This is a genomic window from Rhizobium sp. CECT 9324, from assembly GCF_918741265.1.
Lineage (GTDB): Bacteria > Pseudomonadota > Alphaproteobacteria > Rhizobiales > Rhizobiaceae > Allorhizobium.
The window spans coordinates 1,225,471-1,240,613 of record NZ_CAKKMZ010000001.1 but is presented as its reverse complement, the minus strand read 5'-3'; the positions used below and the strand labels follow the sequence as shown (position 1 = coordinate 1,240,613).

Sequence of the window (15,143 nt, the reverse complement as noted above, 5' to 3'; positions counted from 1 at the left end):
ACCGGAGTTAGAAGGCGATCAACATCATGTTTTCAAAACCCGATTTGGGTTTACACCGCACAGTCATCGTGCGTCTCCAAGTTGACCTCATCTATGCCGACTGCCTGTTAACAGATCCCTAACGGGCGGCACCCCGCCACTACCCTAAAAATAGGGGGTACACCCCGGTCAGATGCCCCGATCCGGATCAGATGTGTCAGGTCTTCAGGTCCGGCAGGTCGGCAAACAGATCCAGAGCCTCGGGGTTGGCCAGTGCTTCCTTGTTTTTCACCGGTCGGTTATGCACAACTTCGCGCACGGCAAGCTCGACGATCTTGCCCGACTTGGTGCGCGGGATATCGGCGACCTGGATGATCTTTGCCGGGACATGCCTTGGCGATGCGCCGGTGCGGATCTTGGTCTTGATCTTCTTGTCGAGTGCCTCGTCAAGGATGAGACCCGCCGCCAGCCGGACAAAGAGGATGACACGCACGTCGTCGTCCCAGTCCTGGCCGATGCAGATCGCCTCGGCGACTTCATCCAGTTGCTCGACCTGATTGTAGATCTCGGCAGTGCCGATGCGCACGCCGCCCGGATTGAGCGTGGCATCGGAGCGACCGTGAATGACCAATCCGCCATGCTCGGTCCATTCGGCGAAATCGCCGTGGCACCAGATATTGTCGAAGCGGTCGAAATAGGCCGCATGATACTTGGCGCCGTCCGGGTCGTTCCAGAACATCACCGGCATCGAGGGAAAGGCCTTCGTGCAGACCAGTTCGCCCTTTTCACCACGCACGGGCTTGCCCTCGTCATCCCAGACATCGACGGCGAGGCCAAGGCCGGGGCCCTGGATTTCGCCGCGCCAGACGGGTTTCAGCGGATTGCCGAGCACGAAGCAGGAGACGATATCGGTGCCGCCGGAGATCGAGGCGAGCTGCACGTCGTCGCGAATGCCCTCGTAGACGAAGGAGAAACCTTCCGGCGACAGCGGCGAACCGGTGGATGTCATCAGGCGCAGGCTGGAGAGGTCATGGGTCGTCTTCGGGGTGAAGCCGCCCTTGCGCACAGCGTCGATATATTTCGCCGAGGTGCCGAAGATGGCGAATTTCTCGTCCTGGGCATAGTCGAACAGGACATTGCCATTCGGATGAAAGGGCGAGCCGTCATACAGGCAGAGCGTCGCGCCGCTGGCGAGGCCGGACACCAGCCAGTTCCACATCATCCAGCCGCAGGTGGTGAAATAGAACAGCCTGTCGCCGGCAGAAAGCCCGCAATGGAAGCGCTGCTCCTTCAGGTGCTGGAGCAGCGTGCCACCGGCGGAATGCACGATGCATTTGGGCACGCCCGTCGTTCCCGAGGAAAACAGGATGTAGAGCGGATGCGCAAATGGCAGAGGCACATAGTCGATATCCTTCACCGCATAGGGCGCGATGAACTGATCGAACGTGCGGCCATCGGCAAGGGATGCCGCAAGCACGGGTGCATCGCCGGCATATGGGACGATCAGGACGGGAACGGCCAGCTTTTCCGACACGGCTCTGACCTTGTCGGCCACGTCCTGGCGCTTGCCATTATACCAGTAGCCGTCACAGGCGATGAACAGTTTCGGCTCGATCTGGCCGAAACGGTCCAGCACGCCCAGCTCACCGAAATCCGGCGAACAGGATGACCAGATCGCCCCGATCGACGCCGCGGCCAGCATCAGCGCAATCGTCTCCGGCATGTTCGGCATCATGGCCGCGATCCGGTCGCCTTCGGAAATGCCGAGATCGCGCAGGGCCTGCTGCAGGCGGGACACTGTCGCGGTCAGGCGCTGCCAGCTCCAGCGCTCGGAAACTTTGTCTTCCCCGCGGAAAATCAGGGCGTCCCCCTCGCCCGCCTTTGCCAGCAGGTTCTCGGCGAAGTTCAGGCGGGCTTCGGGAAAGAACCGTGCCTTGAGCATGACTTCGCCATCGACAAGATCGAGTGCGCCTTTCTCTCCCTTGACCTCGCAATAGTCCCAGACCGCCGACCAAAACGGGCCGCGCTCGCTGATCGACCACTCATGGAAGTCGTCATAACCATCGAAGGCCTGGCCACGGCGCTTGCCGCACCAGCCGATAAAATCGGTCATGGGAGCAGACGCCTTGAAGGCTTCCGACGGCGTCCAAAGGGGCATAGTGTCTGTCATGCATTCCTCCTCGCATGGTCGATGTGTATATCATACCGCATCGCAATATAAAGGATGACAGGGCCTGCTGTTTGCGTGGCTCCGCCAATTCCTGTATCGGGCGAGACTAGGCAATCATGTTGAGACTTGTCACTGCCTCAAGGATCGAGAATGTCCGAAAATCGGGTGCGTAATACGCCAAACAACGGAAGAAAGCGTGGACGCCGGACACTGCGCGTCATGCTCGTCGTTTCGGCTGTCGTCCTGCTTTCCTCTGTCTTGTTGCGGATCGCCGCTCCGCACCTGATATCCAGCAGCCTGGTGCGATCGGCGATCGGATCTGCGGTCAGCGGCTGGACAGGGCATGAGGTGACGATCGATGGCCCTCCCGTTATCACCTTCTGGCCGGAGCCACGGGTCACGCTCACCGATATCAGCGTGCATAAAAGCCAAGGCGCGGATGCTCAGTTGCTGGCCGAGGTCGATGAGCTGTCGGCCTCGTTCGGCTTCTATACTGCGATCCGCGGTCAGCCTCAGTTTTCAGAGTTTTGCTTTGTCCGTCCCCGGATCAGGATCGAGCGTGACAAGGATGGCAAGCTCGACTGGAGCAACGAGGGTCGACTGACGGCTGCCGTGCGCGACGCGCATCGCAATGAAACCGGCACGCAGGAAATCGATCCGAGCCTGGATGCCGCCGTCGACAGCGTACAAGTGGTCGATGGCGAGGTGACGCTCGTCGACGAGGCGTCGGGGCGGGAATTTCTCGCCCAAGGCCTGCAGGCGGACATCGACTGGGCTAAGCTGTCGAGCCCACTCGGTGCCAAGGCATCCTTGAGTTTCGAAGGCCGACCGCTGACCCTGCAGATACAAACCAACTCTCCCCTGCTGTTGATCGGCGGCGAGGTTGCAGATGTCGCGCTCGGTCTCGAGGTCAAGGGCCTCTCCGGCCAATTCCAGGGCAAGGCCAATCTGATGAAAGCCGAGATTGGCGATGGTAGCCTCGAACTGAATTCGGCGGACGTACCGGCTTTTGCCGCCTTCAGTGGTCTGCGTCTGGCTGGCAGCGAGGATTGGCAGACCGCAGGATTGAAGACAAACCTCGTGACAACCGCCAATGAACTGCGTTTCGAAGACCTGTCCTTCCAGGTCAACAGCACCAGTGGTGACGGCTTCCTGGCGCTGACGCATCCGCCGCAGGCCCGTCCGAACCTCAGCGGCACCCTGGCACTTGAAAGGCTCGATCTCGCGGGATTGCTGCGCAGTCTCGAAATCGACATCGGCAACAAGGCCGAGGCCCGGCTGCCGAGCGTGATCGACTGGGTCGATTTCGATGTGACGGTCTCGGCCGGCACGGCGACATTCGCGCCATTCGAACTCTCCGGTCTCGGCGCGAGCCTGATCGGCAAGGGCGACAGTCTGAAACTCGTGATCGGCGACGCGGCATTTCTCGGCGGCTCCCTGAGCGCCCGTTTTTCCCGCCCGGATGCCGCTGTCGATCAGGACGCAGATCTCAGCCTTTCACTTGAGGATATCAATGTCGAACGCTTGATCGACGGCCTTCAGCTGGACGGCACCCTGCCGACGGGGCGGGGTTCGATCCATCTGGCGGCGCGTCTGCCCAATGGTGGACCGGATGGCAATTTCGTCCAAAACATTGAGGCCATGTCCGGCACGCTGCGGTTTCGCGCCGATGACGGGGTGCTGCGCAACTTTGATGCCGATGGCCTGCGGGCAATGGCGAAGGGACACGCCTATTTTCAGCTGAGCGCTGCTGGTGATGAGGATTTCGCCTTCAACCAGTTGGACCTGACAGCGCGTTTCGATCATGGATCGGCTGACATCGAAAGAGCCGAGATCTCCGGCAGCCGCGATACGCTGACCCTGAGTGGCATCGCACCCTTCACCCGACAGGCGCTCGCGCTGAGGGCGGAGTTGATGCCGAATGGCGATCCGGATGCCGAAGAGGGCGGTCCGCTCTCCTTCTTCATCGGCGGCGTCTGGACCGATCCGGTCATCTCTCCGGTGCCAACTGTCCCTCCTCCATCCGCCGCTCCGCGCCTGCCGACAGGTCTGGTGCCGTAAACGCTCAAGCCTGCCGTTTCGCAATGTTTCGGCAGTCGCTAAGATAGCCCGAATCAAGCGTGTCTGGGGGAACGGACGTTGCGGGGAATTCTATCGGGACTGATCAAGATCGCGCTGGCCTCGCTGATTGCCGGCTCGTTTCTGGCGTTTTTCGGGCTCTCACCCAAAGTCATACTCGACTATTTCGGCCTGACGCCGGACGAGATCTACACGGCACTTCTCGCCGGTTTCGGCTGGGCCGCGCCGCGCATGCTGCTCGGTGCGATGATCGTGCTGCCGCTGTGGCTGATCACCTACATCCTGCTGCCGCCACGCGAATAGGCATGGCGGTGCTTTCCAGAGCGGCGTTTTCCAAGGCGGCTAAGAGGACGTTCGTGCCGCGACATGCTCGTCGCGCTGGCGCTGCAATTCCCGCTGCTTCGTCGTCAGGGAGGCGATGATGACGCCAATGGTGACGATGCCGATCAGGATGGTGCAGACCGCATTGATTTCCGGCGTGACGCCGAGGCGCACCTGCGAATAGATCTTGATCGGCAGCGTCGTGGCACCCGGCCCGGTGGTGAAGCTCGCGATCACAAGATCATCGAGCGACAGGGTGAAGGCCAGCATCCAGCCGGACACAACCGCCGGCAGGATCAGCGGAAGGGTGATCTTGAAGAAGGTCTTGACCGGCGGGCAGCCGAGATCCTGGGCTGCTTCCTCCAGGCTGGTGTCGAAGGTCAGCAGGCGTGACTGCACGACGATCGCCACGTAACACATGGTGAATGTGGTATGGGCGATGATCACCGTCATCAGGCCACGATCAACACCGACGGCGACAAACAACAGCAGCAGCGACAGGCCGGTGATGACTTCCGGCATGACCAGCGGCGCATAGACCATGCCGGAAAACAGCAGGCGGCCGGGGAAGCGGCCATAGCGCACGAGGGCCAATGCCGTCAGCGTGCCGAGCACCGTTCCGAGCGAGGCACTGAGCAGGCCGACCCTGAGCGTCACCCAGGCGGCATCCATCAGGCCGGCGTTCGACCACATCTCGCGATACCATTTCAGCGAGAAACCGCCCCAGACGGTGACGAGCTTGGAATCGTTGAACGAGTAGATCACCAGGATCAGGATCGGAATGTAGAGAAAGGCAAAACCGATGGAGAGGATGGTCGCGTCGAACTTACCGGATTTCATCTGGGCGCCCTCCCCTCACACTTTCTGTTGCTGGTTCTGGAAGATCGCGATCGGCACGACCAGCATCAGAAGCAGCAGCACGGCGACGGCAGAGGCCAGCGGCCAGTCGCGGTTGCCGAAGAATTCCGTCCACAGCGTCTTGCCGATCATCAGCGTCTCGGCGCCGCCCAAGAGGTCGGGAATGACAAATTCGCCGGTGATCGGGATGAAGCAGATCATCGAGCCTGCGATCACGCCCGGGATGGACAGCGGGAAGGTGATCTTCCAGAAGGCCTTCCACGGTGGGCAGCCGAGATCGCTTGCGGCTTCCAGCAGCGTGCCGTCGAGCTTTTCCAGCGCCGAATAGAGCGGCAGGACCATGAAGGGCAGATAGGAATAGACGATGCCGATGAAAACGGCCGTCTCGGTGCGGAAGATCTGCACCTGATCATTCGGATCCATCAGGCCCAGTGAGTGCAGCGCAATGGTCAGCAGGCCCTCGGGCTTGAGGATGCCGATCCAGGCATAGACGCGGATCAGGAAGGACGTCCAGAACGGCAGGATGACCAGCATCAGCAGCGTCGGGCGGATGGTGACCGAGGCGCGCGCCATGGCCAGCGCCATCGGATAGCCGATCAGCAGCAGCAGAAGCGTCGAGATCGCCGCGATCCGGAGCGACGACAGATAGGCGTTCATGTAGAGCGAGTCTTCGAGCAGGAAGAAGTAGTTCTCGAAATCGAGCTGGGAGAAGTAATCGCGGATCGAGGCCAGGCCTTCGAAGACCGGCGTATAGGGTGGCATGGCGATCGCCGTATCCGACAGCGAGATCTTCACGATGATCAGGAAGGGTGCGACGAAGAACAGCACCATCCAGAGATACGGAATGAGCACCACCAGCCAACGGGCCGGATCGGATTTCGGTGTCGAGACGGGTTCGGCCATGGTCGCCTCCTCAGCGCGTCAGGACAAGGCCGGCATCTGCCGACCAGGATAGCCAGACCATGTCGCCAAAGGTGATCGGCCTGTCGACCAGACGAGAGACATTGGCCTGAGCCGCACGGAACATGCGGCCATCATCCAGCTTGACGATGAAGACCGAGAAGTCGCCGAGATAGCCAATGTCCCAGACTTCGCCGTGCAGGGCATTGACGGAAACGTCGGCCGGCTGGTCCAGCGATATACGGACCTTTTCCGGCCGGATGGCAAAGGCGACCGCATCGCCGGGCGCGGCTGCACATGTCTGCTCAACCGTGACGTTGATGCCATCGCAATCCACTTTCACCGTATCGCTGGCTGTTGCTGCATCGCGGCTGATCAGCTTGCCCTCGAGCAGGTTGATGTCGCCGATGAAATCCGCGACATAACGGCTGTTGGGCGCCTCGTAGATCTCGGCCGGCGTGGCCACCTGGATCAGGATGCCCTTGTCCATGACGGCGATGCGGTCGGACACGGTCATCGCCTCTTCCTGGTCGTGGGTGACGATCAGGAAGGTCAGACCGAGCTTGGTCTGGATATCCATCAGCTCGAACTGGGTTTCCTCGCGCAGCTTGCGGTCGAGCGCGCCGAGCGGTTCGTCGAGCAGCAGCACCTTGGGGCGCTTGGCAAGCGAACGGGCGAGCGCCACACGCTGGCGCTGGCCGCCGGACAGCTGGTTCGGCTTGCGCTTGGCAAACTGGTCGAGCTTGACGAGCTTGAGCATTTCCTGGACGCGTGCGTCGATTTCGCCCCGGGGCAGGCTGTCCTGTTCGAGCCCGAAGGCGATGTTCTTTTCGACCGTCATATGCGGGAACAGCGCGTAGGACTGGAACATCATATTGGTCGGCCGCTTGTAGGGCGGCGTGCCGGACAGGTCCTTGCCCTGCAACAGGATGCGGCCCGATGTCGGCTGCTCGAAGCCTGCCAGCATGCGCATCAGCGTGGTCTTGCCACATCCGGAGGGACCGAGCAGCGAGAAGAATTCGCGCTCATAGATATCCAGCGTCAGATTGTCGACCGCGACGAAGTCGCCGAAACGTTTCGTGACATTTTCAAAACGGATGAAGGGAACCGCATCCGGATCGGTCCATGGTGAGAATTTACGCTTAACTGGCCCCAGAGATTTCGCCATCGCCCGACCCCGACTGTCTTGTTGTTCTTTGCTTTTTGTTCTTGCTTTTTGTTCTTGCTTTTTGTTCTGGTTTTTTGTTTTGGCCCCACAAGAAAAAGCCGGGCGATTGAGGCGCCCGGCTGATGTCCTTGACCGTTAGCTGCCGGTCTTGATCTGGGTCCAGACCCGGTTGAGCACCCGCTGTTCCTTCGGGCCATAGGGCGAGATCGTGAAGAGCTTCTTGACCGTCTCCTCGGTCGGATAGACGGACGGATTCTTGATCACCGCCTCATCGAGCATTGCCTGAGAGGCAAGATTGCCATTGGCATACTGGACATAGTTCGAGGCCTTGGCGATGACCTCCGGCTTCATCAGAAAGTTGATGAATTCATGCGCTTCGGCGACATTCTTGGAATCCGCCGGGATCGCCAGGTTGTCGAACCACATGTAGGTGCCTTCCTTCGGGATCACATATTCGATCTCGACGCCGTTCTTGGCTTCTTCCGCACGCGCCTTGGCCTGCAGGATGTCGCCCGACCAGCCGATCGTGGCGCAGATGTCGCCATTAGCGAGATCATCGATATAGGAGGACGAATTGAAGGTCTTCACGAAGGGGCGGATCTGCGAATAGACGGCGCCACCGGCTTCGAGGTCGGCCGTCGCCTTGCTATCCGGATCCTTGCCGATGTAATTCATCGAAATCGCGAAGGTCTCGTCCGATGCATCGAGAATGTTGATGCCACAGGCCTTCAGCTTTTCCGCGTTTTCCGGCTTGAAGATCGCATCCCAGCTGTCGACCTTGAAGTCGGCGCCGAGCGCTTCCTTCAGCTTGGCCGAGTTATAGCCGATGCCGGTCGTGCCCCACATGTAGTTGACGGCATATTCGTTGCCGGGATCGTATTTTGCCAGGCGCTCGGAAATATCCGGCCACATGTTTGCGATGTTCGGCAGCTTGGACTTGTCGAGCTTCTGGAACACACCTGCGGTGATCTGGCGGGCCAGGAAAGGGCCGGTCGGCACGACGACATCGTAGCCGGAGCCGCCGGCGAGCAGCTTGGTCTCCAGCAATTCGTTCGAATCGAAGACGTCATAGACGACCTTGATGCCGGTCTCCTTGGTGAACTCCTCGAGAACGGACTCATCGATATAGTCAGACCAGTTGTAGACATGGACGACGCGCTCCTGCGCCTGAACGGCCGATGCGATGAAGATTGTCGCCAGGGCCACGGACGCGGTGCGAATGAATTGAGACTTCATTTTTTCTCCTGTTCCAGCTTCGAGACCGAGGGTCCCACAATGCCATTCCCGTTGTTTTTTAAGAGACTAGAAAGGAATTGGACGGGCGACAAGCGAAATTCTTCGCAGGTGCAAAGGCAAATTTTGGTCCGCCGGGAATTACTGGAAGTCGAATGCACTTAATCCCGTGACCATTTCATCAAGGCCGAGCGGACGCGTCAGGGGCGGCTCGGCGCGCGACAGACAGCCCGAACGCTCGCACAGCCGACAGGCGGTGCCGATCGGAACGGGGTCGACAGCCGGGGCACGCACGACATCCGCATAAACCACATCGTCCGCCTGGGCGATGTCGCAGCCGATGAGCAATGCCGTGCGCCTCACCCGTTCCCCAAAGCCCGCCTGAGGGCCTTCCAGCGTGCGCGAGACCGTCAGGAAACCGGCGCCATCGGGCATCTGGACATGATCGACAAGAATCTGGGCCGGCTGGGCGAAGGCCACATGAATGTTGAGCTTGGGACAGAGGCCGCCGAATTTTGCCTGTGGAAAGCCTTGCGCGCCGCTGCGACGGAAGCGATTGCCGGCATTGTCGACTTCCAGAAGGAAAAACGGCACGCCCTGCGCACCCGGCCGCTGCAGCATGGTCAGGCGATTGGCCGCCTGTTCGAACGAGACATTGAAGCGGGCGCGCAGCACGTCGACATCATAACGGGCGCGCTGGGCCGCCGCCAGGAAGGCGCTGTAAGGCATCATCAACGCATGGGCGGCATAACGCGCCAGTTCGAACCGCCCGAGCCGCCGCGCCTCGCCGGACGTCAGGGCCAGATCCTCCAGCGCCGCCTGGATCTCGTCATTCAACGCCAGCAGACAGACCTCCATCGCCACTTCGCGCAACTGGTCGAAGACAGACAGCCGCTCGGACAGAAACAGGCGCATGGAATGGCGGTCGTAGCGGCGACGTAATGACGGCATGGTCTGCACCGGCAGGGCCCGCACGACGATGCCGTGCTTGGTTCTCAGCCAAGACTTCAGGGCAACGGCGAGATCATCGCCGGCGACCAATCCGAGGGCGGCGTGGAACGCCTCTGCGGCATCCTCGATACGGGCGTGGAAATTGGACCGCCTCTCGATCACCTCGCGCACCTCGTCGATCGGCAGCCTGGCACCCGAGAGGGACGTCTCATGGCCTTCGCGGGCGAGAAGGTCGGCGAGATCGGTCAGGCGTGCGGCCTGCTCGCGATATGCGCGGTAAAGCTTGACGATGCCGTTTGCCGCATTGGGTGCGGCTTCGGCAATCTCGATCAGTTCCTGATCGCCCGGCAGTTCGCCGGACAGAAGCGGATCGGCAAAGACCTCGCGCAACAGGCTCGCCGTGCCGCCGGCCTCGCCCTGCAGCTCGTCGAGATCGACCTTGTAGACCGATGCCAATTTCAGCAGCAGCTGGACCGTCAGCGGACGCTGGTTGCGCTCGATCAGATTGAGATAGGAGGGCGAAATTTCCAGCGCCTCGGCCATGGCCGTCTGGGTCAGGCCCAGACCATTGCGGATGCGCCGGACACGCGGGCCGGCAAAGATCTTGTTTTCAGCCATTCGACAGCCTTTTTTACAAATTCCGACAACATTCGCGCTCGTCGTAACTTTACAGAATTTACAATTTTACACTGCGACCCTGTCAAAGACAAGACAGCCTAACCTCTTTCAAAACGTTGATTTCATGTTTTTTCTAGCCGATTTGTGCGGCGCGATGTAAATCTAGTCACATCAAAGGCGAGCAAAATTAACGACGAGCTCGTATCAAGGAGTGAAAGGGAGACTATAATGACTGATTTTTACAATCTCGTTCCGAACGCACCGAAGGGCCGCTATGACGGCATCCAGCGCAGCTACACCGCCGAAGACGTCAAGCGTCTGCGCGGCTCGGTCGAGATCAAGCATTCGCTCGCCGAAATGGGCGCCAACCGGTTGTGGAAGCTGATCCACGAGGAAGATTTCGTCAACGCGCTCGGCGCGCTTTCCGGCAACCAGGCGATGCAGATGGTGCGCGCCGGTCTGAAGGCGATCTATCTCTCCGGCTGGCAGGTTGCCGCCGACGCCAATACCGCCTCATCGATGTATCCCGACCAGTCGCTCTATCCGGCCAATGCCGCACCGGAGCTTGCCAAGCGGATCAACAAGACGCTGCAGCGCGCCGACCAGATCGAGACCCAGGAAGGCAACGGCCTTTCGGTCGAAACCTGGTTCGCGCCGATCGTTGCCGATGCGGAAGCCGGTTTCGGCGGGCCACTCAACTCTTTCGAGATCATGAAGGCGTTCATCGAGGCGGGTGCTGCCGGCGTTCACTATGAAGATCAGCTGGCCTCGGAAAAGAAATGCGGCCATCTCGGCGGCAAGGTGCTGATCCCGACGCAGGCACATATCCGCAACCTGTCTGCGGCACGCCTGGCTGCCGACGTCATGGGCACGCCGACGCTGATCATCGCCCGCACCGATGCTGAAGCGGCAAAGCTGCTGACCTCGGATATCGACGAGCGCGACCGGCCCTTCGTCGACTACGATGCCGGCCGCACGGCGGAAGGCTTCTACCAGGTGAAGAACGGCATCGAGCCGTGTATTGCCCGCGCGATCGCCTATGCGCCGCATTGCGACATGATCTGGATGGAAACCTCCAAGCCGGATCTCGAGCAGGCGCGCAGATTTGCCGAAGCGGTACACAAGGTGCATCCGGGCAAGAAGCTCGCCTACAATTGCTCGCCGTCGTTCAACTGGAAGAAGAACCTCGATGACGCGACGATCGCCAAGTACCAGAAGGAACTCGGGGCGATGGGCTACAAGTTCCAGTTCATCACGCTCGCCGGCTTCCACCAGCTGAACTACGGCATGTTCGAACTGGCACGCGGCTACAAGGATCGCCAGATGTCGGCCTATTCGGAGCTGCAGCAGGCGGAGTTTGCCGCCGAAGCCAACGGCTATACCGCGACCAAGCACCAGCGCGAAGTCGGCACCGGCTATTTCGATGCCGTGTCGCTGGCGATCTCCGGCGGCCAGTCGTCGACCACGGCGATGGGCGAATCCACCGAGCACGACCAGTTCCGCCCTGCGGCGGAGTGATGCCGGGCAATTGCCCCTCACCCTACCCTCTCCCCGCAAGCGGGGAGAGGGGGAGCCCTGCAATGGAGGCATCGACATGCGTCTTCTCCCCGCCTGCGGGGAGAAGGTGGCGGCAGCCGGATGAGGGGCCAAGCGTTACCGAAAGCCACATTTCAACAACCCCTAATACAAGAGGAGAAATACCATGACCCCGCAGACCCGAGTCAAAGAACGCGCAGAAGAACAGTCATCTGCGATGAGCACCGATCAGCAGGCGATGATCCGCATGCTGGCCAATGACCTGCACCGCCTGAACCATTCGATCATGAAGGCCGTCGATGCCGGCGTGTCCGTCGAGCTGGTCCGCTCCGCCCGCCACCATGGTGGCGACGGTAACTGGGGCGATCTCTTGATCCCGGTCATCGTGACCCAGGGCGCCCACGCCGCCTGATCCGAACACCGTCTACCGTCCGGCCCTGACCTCCGGAACGGCTGCCCGCACAAGGATCGCCTCGGGGGAGGAGCGACGGTCGTTGTGCGGGCTTTTTCGTCAGAGCCGGAACCAGTTCACGCGCGGTTGGCGCGGTGGCCGGCAAACAGGTCGGAATGCGCGCGCAGCAGTTTTGTCATGCGGTCGACCACCGTGCGGATCTCCGGGCGATGCCGGTCGTCATTGTTCATCACGATCCACTGGCGGTGACGCAGGTCGACGATCTCCCCGCCTGCCCTTTGCAGCCTTGGCTCCTGGTCGCCGACAAAACAGGGCAGTACCGCAATGCCCGCACCCGCCAGCGCCAGATCTCTCAGCGAGCGCGGTCGATTGACGGTGGCAACGATCCGGTCCGCCACCTGTTCATGCGGCCAGCGCAGATAGGCGGAAATGGCGTTGTCCCGATCGACGGCCAACCAGCGCTCCGGCCCGGCATCGACGGTGTTGCGGGCCCGGAAAGGCGCATAGGCGACCTCCCCGACGAGGGACGTGGCGAGGTTGAGTTCATCCGGCTCGAAGGCGCGCATGCCGATGTCGCTTTCCCGGTGGGCGAGACTTGCGCGCTGTTCACCGATGAAAAGATTGATGCGAAAGGCATCACGCTCCTGGCGAATGGCCGGGAAATTTTCCGCCAGCAGCCAGCCGATCCAGGTGCCGACCGCAATCCGCACAAGGGCATCGGACGCTGTCCCGCGTCGCCAGATATCGACCTTGCGCGAGGCGGATTCCAGCTCGCCCAGATGATCGAGCAGGGCCCTGCCGTCGCCGGTCAGCGTGTAGCCGGTCTGGCTGCGGTGAAACAGCGGCCGCCCCAGATCCTCCTCCAGCACCAGCATGCGGCGACCGATGGTGGCCGGGCTCAATCCACTGGCGGACGCCGCACCCGTCAGGCCACCCAGACGGGCGACCTGGAGAAAAAGCTGATAGGAATCCCATGCTATGTTTTTCATGAGTGAAAGACATAGCGCAATATCTCGTGTTTATGGAGCGAAATTTAGCCGATAGATGGGGTGATGGATTGAAAAAGAGGAGATCCGTCATGGTGGAGATCTATGCGGCGATGGCTTTTGAGCTCATGCGGGAGCGGCATGCCGCAAGCCCGCGCCTGCGCGAAGAGGCGTTTTATCAGGCTTACCGGGAAGGCTGGTGGGGGCGGTTGAGGAAGACGTGGTTCGCCAAGAGGCAGACAGACGAGTTAGCGCAGGCTGAGTGTGGCTGGTGCCGTGACGGGCAACCGGCCGAGTGAGGCGATCGGTATCATTGGCCGTCAACCGCCTGCTTTATAGTCTGGATCGTCTCCGCGCCGGCAAGGCTGGCGCGGAGATGGTTACTCGGGTCAGACGCTGACGCGTCGACCTTCCTTGTCGGCCGACTTACGATCGGCGCCGTGTTTTCCGATGATCGCCTTGGCGTCCTCGACCGAGATACGATGCTTCTTGGCAAACGCGATCGGCTCGTAGGGCTTGGCTTCAGCGCTTGTGTTTTTATCGGACATGAAAGTCTCCGTTCGTGCGGGATCCGGCGGGGCGCCGAAACCTGTGGAATTCGTGTTGGCTGGTAAGGATTGGGTCGGCCTAGTCTGCCCGCGATCTTTTCGCAGGCGGCCGCCTCGACGTGTTCTCTATGTGGGAAGAGGCTGCGTCTTTACAAGGATGAGCTCCGGACTGGCGCATCGGCATGCCTGTCTGTCCGTGCCATCCGCCATGCTGCCCTGTAAAGAAAGGCAGCATGCAAAGAGGGTGGTCAGTATTTTTTCTTGCGCACGGTCTTGTTGCCGCGCGGTCCCGATGTGATCGGCGTGCGGCTGCGGCTTTCCTCCAGCAGACCACGCCAACGCTCCACACGTTCGGCATCGAGCGTGCCCGTCTTGACCGCGGCCTGGACCGCGCAGCCCGGCTCATGCACATGGGTGCAATCGCGAAAGCGGCACTGCTCGGCGAGATCGGTAATATCGCTGAACAGGGCTTCGATACCGTCGGCGATGTCGCTGACATAAAGCGTGCGGATGCCGGGCGTATCAACCACCCAGCCACCGCCGGCAATCGCGTGCAGCGAGCGCGCCGTCGTGGTGTGGCGGCCCTGCGCATCATATTCGCGGATGTCGCCGGTCTTCTGCAGGCTTGCGGATCCGGATAGCGTATTGACCAGCGTCGACTTGCCGACGCCGGACGAGCCGACCAGCGCAACCGTCTGGCCTGCGCCGCACCAGGGTTTCAATGCTGCAATCGCATCTGCCGACTTGGCGTTGAGGACAACGACCGACAGATCGCGCTGCAAGGCCCTTGCCTGCTGCGCATAGGTGTCCGCATCGGCGACGGTGTCGGCCTTGGTCAGCACGATCACCGGTGTCGCTCCAGCCTGATGCGCCATGATCAGATAGCGCTCCAGCCGTGCCGGATTGAAATCGGCGTTGCAAGACGTGGCAATGAACAGCGTATCGACATTGGCTGCGGCCAGCTGCTGGCCGTGCTTCAGTTCGGTGCGCCGCTGCAGGACCGTCTTGCGGTCAAGCCGGCGAACCAGCATCTGCGTGAACGGGTCGGCCAGAACCCAGTCGCCGACGGCAAAGTCTGCGGTGTTGACGTTCGAGCCGATCTCGAGCGCCACCGGGCCACGGGCATCGATCGCCTCGAGGCGCGCACGATGAACGGAAGAAATGCGCCGGGGCGCGAGGTCCATTTCGTCGGGCGTGACCTGCGTGCTGAAATATTCAGACCAGCCCAGCGGCTCCAGCGATGATGGATTGTTCGAACCAGTCACAGTCTTCGCATCATTCATGGCTTCTCCCGATGTTTTGGCCCGGCCTTGCCAGCCAGCATCAAGATAGGCCTAACGGCGATCCGATGGATTGCAACAAAAAAAGGCCAGGCAATCAGCCT

14 protein-coding genes are annotated in these 15,143 nt (G+C 61.0%); 5 read left to right on the top strand and 9 right to left on the bottom strand.

Translation table 11 applies throughout. The annotated features are described in order from the left end of the window. Nucleotides 1–196 precede the first annotated feature (196 nt). Nucleotides 197–2,149: an acetoacetate--CoA ligase gene (locus LQ231_RS05945; protein WP_230170633.1), complete on the bottom strand. Its 1,953-nt coding sequence runs from the start codon at nucleotides 2,147–2,149 to the stop codon at nucleotides 197–199. 150 nt (nucleotides 2,150–2,299) lie between these two features. On the opposite strand from LQ231_RS05945, the gene LQ231_RS05940 reads away from it, so the two are divergent. Together LQ231_RS05940 and LQ231_RS05935 are read left to right on the top strand one after the other, a co-directional pair. Continuing rightward, on the top strand, nucleotides 2,300–4,210 hold the full coding sequence (locus LQ231_RS05940; protein WP_230170632.1) for an AsmA family protein: 1,911 nt from the start codon (nucleotides 2,300–2,302) through the stop codon (nucleotides 4,208–4,210). Between the two features lie 78 nt (nucleotides 4,211–4,288). Beyond that, a complete protein-coding gene (locus LQ231_RS05935) occupies nucleotides 4,289–4,531 on the top strand; it encodes a DUF6460 domain-containing protein (RefSeq protein WP_230170631.1) in 243 nt (80 codons plus the stop codon). A gap of 39 nt (nucleotides 4,532–4,570) precedes the next feature. On the opposite strand, the gene LQ231_RS05930 is transcribed toward LQ231_RS05935, so the two are convergent. From LQ231_RS05930 to LQ231_RS05910, 5 genes are all read right to left on the bottom strand, one after another. Continuing rightward, entirely contained in the window at nucleotides 4,571–5,389 is an 819-nt protein-coding gene (locus tag LQ231_RS05930) for an ABC transporter permease (protein ID WP_113140362.1), read from the bottom strand. 15 nt (nucleotides 5,390–5,404) lie between these two features. Then, nucleotides 5,405–6,310: an ABC transporter permease subunit gene (locus LQ231_RS05925; RefSeq protein ID WP_230170630.1), complete on the bottom strand. Its 906-nt coding sequence runs from the start codon at nucleotides 6,308–6,310 to the stop codon at nucleotides 5,405–5,407. Between the two features lie 10 nt (nucleotides 6,311–6,320). Beyond that, nucleotides 6,321–7,475 carry an ABC transporter ATP-binding protein gene (locus LQ231_RS05920; RefSeq protein ID WP_230170629.1) on the bottom strand — a complete coding sequence of 385 codons (1,155 nt, stop codon included), beginning with the start codon at nucleotides 7,473–7,475 and terminating at the stop codon, nucleotides 6,321–6,323. 135 nt (nucleotides 7,476–7,610) lie between these two features. Further along, complete coding sequence (locus LQ231_RS05915; RefSeq protein WP_230170628.1) at nucleotides 7,611–8,711, bottom strand: polyamine ABC transporter substrate-binding protein; 1,101 nt, start codon at nucleotides 8,709–8,711, stop codon at nucleotides 7,611–7,613. Between the two features lie 138 nt (nucleotides 8,712–8,849). Next, complete coding sequence (locus LQ231_RS05910; protein ID WP_230170627.1) at nucleotides 8,850–10,277, bottom strand: XRE family transcriptional regulator; 1,428 nt, start codon at nucleotides 10,275–10,277, stop codon at nucleotides 8,850–8,852. Nucleotides 10,278–10,505: 228 nt separating this feature from the next. Between LQ231_RS05910 and aceA the strand changes: the two genes are divergently transcribed. Both aceA and LQ231_RS05900 read left to right on the top strand, forming a co-directional pair. Continuing rightward, the gene (gene aceA / locus LQ231_RS05905) at nucleotides 10,506–11,795 is read left to right on the top strand and encodes an isocitrate lyase (RefSeq protein ID WP_007597205.1); all 1,290 of its coding nucleotides are present in this window, start codon (nucleotides 10,506–10,508) and stop codon (nucleotides 11,793–11,795) included. 184 nt (nucleotides 11,796–11,979) lie between these two features. Further along, nucleotides 11,980–12,225: a hypothetical protein gene (locus LQ231_RS05900; RefSeq protein WP_007597203.1), complete on the top strand. Its 246-nt coding sequence runs from the start codon at nucleotides 11,980–11,982 to the stop codon at nucleotides 12,223–12,225. A gap of 116 nt (nucleotides 12,226–12,341) precedes the next feature. Here LQ231_RS05900 and LQ231_RS05895 read toward each other — a convergent pair whose 3' ends face one another. Continuing rightward, nucleotides 12,342–13,214, bottom strand: coding sequence for a LysR family transcriptional regulator (locus LQ231_RS05895; RefSeq protein WP_230170626.1), 873 nt, complete (start codon nucleotides 13,212–13,214; stop codon nucleotides 12,342–12,344). 89 nt (nucleotides 13,215–13,303) lie between these two features. Between LQ231_RS05895 and LQ231_RS05890 the strand changes: the two genes are divergently transcribed. Further along, nucleotides 13,304–13,510: a hypothetical protein gene (locus LQ231_RS05890; RefSeq protein WP_230170625.1), complete on the top strand. Its 207-nt coding sequence runs from the start codon at nucleotides 13,304–13,306 to the stop codon at nucleotides 13,508–13,510. Nucleotides 13,511–13,600: 90 nt separating this feature from the next. On the opposite strand, the gene LQ231_RS05885 is transcribed toward LQ231_RS05890, so the two are convergent. Next, nucleotides 13,601–13,759, bottom strand: a complete 159-nt coding sequence (locus LQ231_RS05885) for a hypothetical protein (RefSeq protein ID WP_230170624.1) — start codon at nucleotides 13,757–13,759, stop codon at nucleotides 13,601–13,603. Between the two features lie 248 nt (nucleotides 13,760–14,007). Then, the gene (gene rsgA, locus LQ231_RS05880; protein ID WP_230170623.1) at nucleotides 14,008–15,042 is read right to left on the bottom strand and encodes a ribosome small subunit-dependent GTPase A; all 1,035 of its coding nucleotides are present in this window, start codon (nucleotides 15,040–15,042) and stop codon (nucleotides 14,008–14,010) included. Nucleotides 15,043–15,143 lie beyond the last annotated feature (101 nt).

Excerpts from the sequence above, each read along its gene's own strand:
- LQ231_RS05885 (WP_230170624.1), bottom strand. The coding sequence starts at position 13,759 with ATGTCCGATAAAAACACAAGCGCTGAAGCCAAGCCCTACGAGCCGATC.
- LQ231_RS05915 (WP_230170628.1), bottom strand. The coding sequence starts at position 8,711 with ATGAAGTCTCAATTCATTCGCACCGCGTCCGTGGCCCTGGCGACAATC.
- LQ231_RS05895 (WP_230170626.1), bottom strand. The coding sequence starts at position 13,214 with ATGAAAAACATAGCATGGGATTCCTATCAGCTTTTTCTCCAGGTCGCC.
- LQ231_RS05920 (WP_230170629.1), bottom strand. The coding sequence starts at position 7,475 with ATGGCGAAATCTCTGGGGCCAGTTAAGCGTAAATTCTCACCATGGACC.
- LQ231_RS05925 (WP_230170630.1), bottom strand. The coding sequence starts at position 6,310 with ATGGCCGAACCCGTCTCGACACCGAAATCCGATCCGGCCCGTTGGCTG.
- LQ231_RS05910 (WP_230170627.1), bottom strand. The coding sequence starts at position 10,277 with ATGGCTGAAAACAAGATCTTTGCCGGCCCGCGTGTCCGGCGCATCCGC.
- aceA (WP_007597205.1), top strand. The coding sequence starts at position 10,506 with ATGACTGATTTTTACAATCTCGTTCCGAACGCACCGAAGGGCCGCTAT.
- LQ231_RS05940 (WP_230170632.1), top strand. The coding sequence starts at position 2,300 with ATGTCCGAAAATCGGGTGCGTAATACGCCAAACAACGGAAGAAAGCGT.
- LQ231_RS05930 (WP_113140362.1), bottom strand. The coding sequence starts at position 5,389 with ATGAAATCCGGTAAGTTCGACGCGACCATCCTCTCCATCGGTTTTGCC.
- LQ231_RS05945 (WP_230170633.1), bottom strand. The coding sequence starts at position 2,149 with ATGACAGACACTATGCCCCTTTGGACGCCGTCGGAAGCCTTCAAGGCG.
- LQ231_RS05900 (WP_007597203.1), top strand. The coding sequence starts at position 11,980 with ATGACCCCGCAGACCCGAGTCAAAGAACGCGCAGAAGAACAGTCATCT.
- LQ231_RS05890 (WP_230170625.1), top strand. The coding sequence starts at position 13,304 with ATGGTGGAGATCTATGCGGCGATGGCTTTTGAGCTCATGCGGGAGCGG.
- rsgA (WP_230170623.1), bottom strand. The coding sequence starts at position 15,042 with ATGAATGATGCGAAGACTGTGACTGGTTCGAACAATCCATCATCGCTG.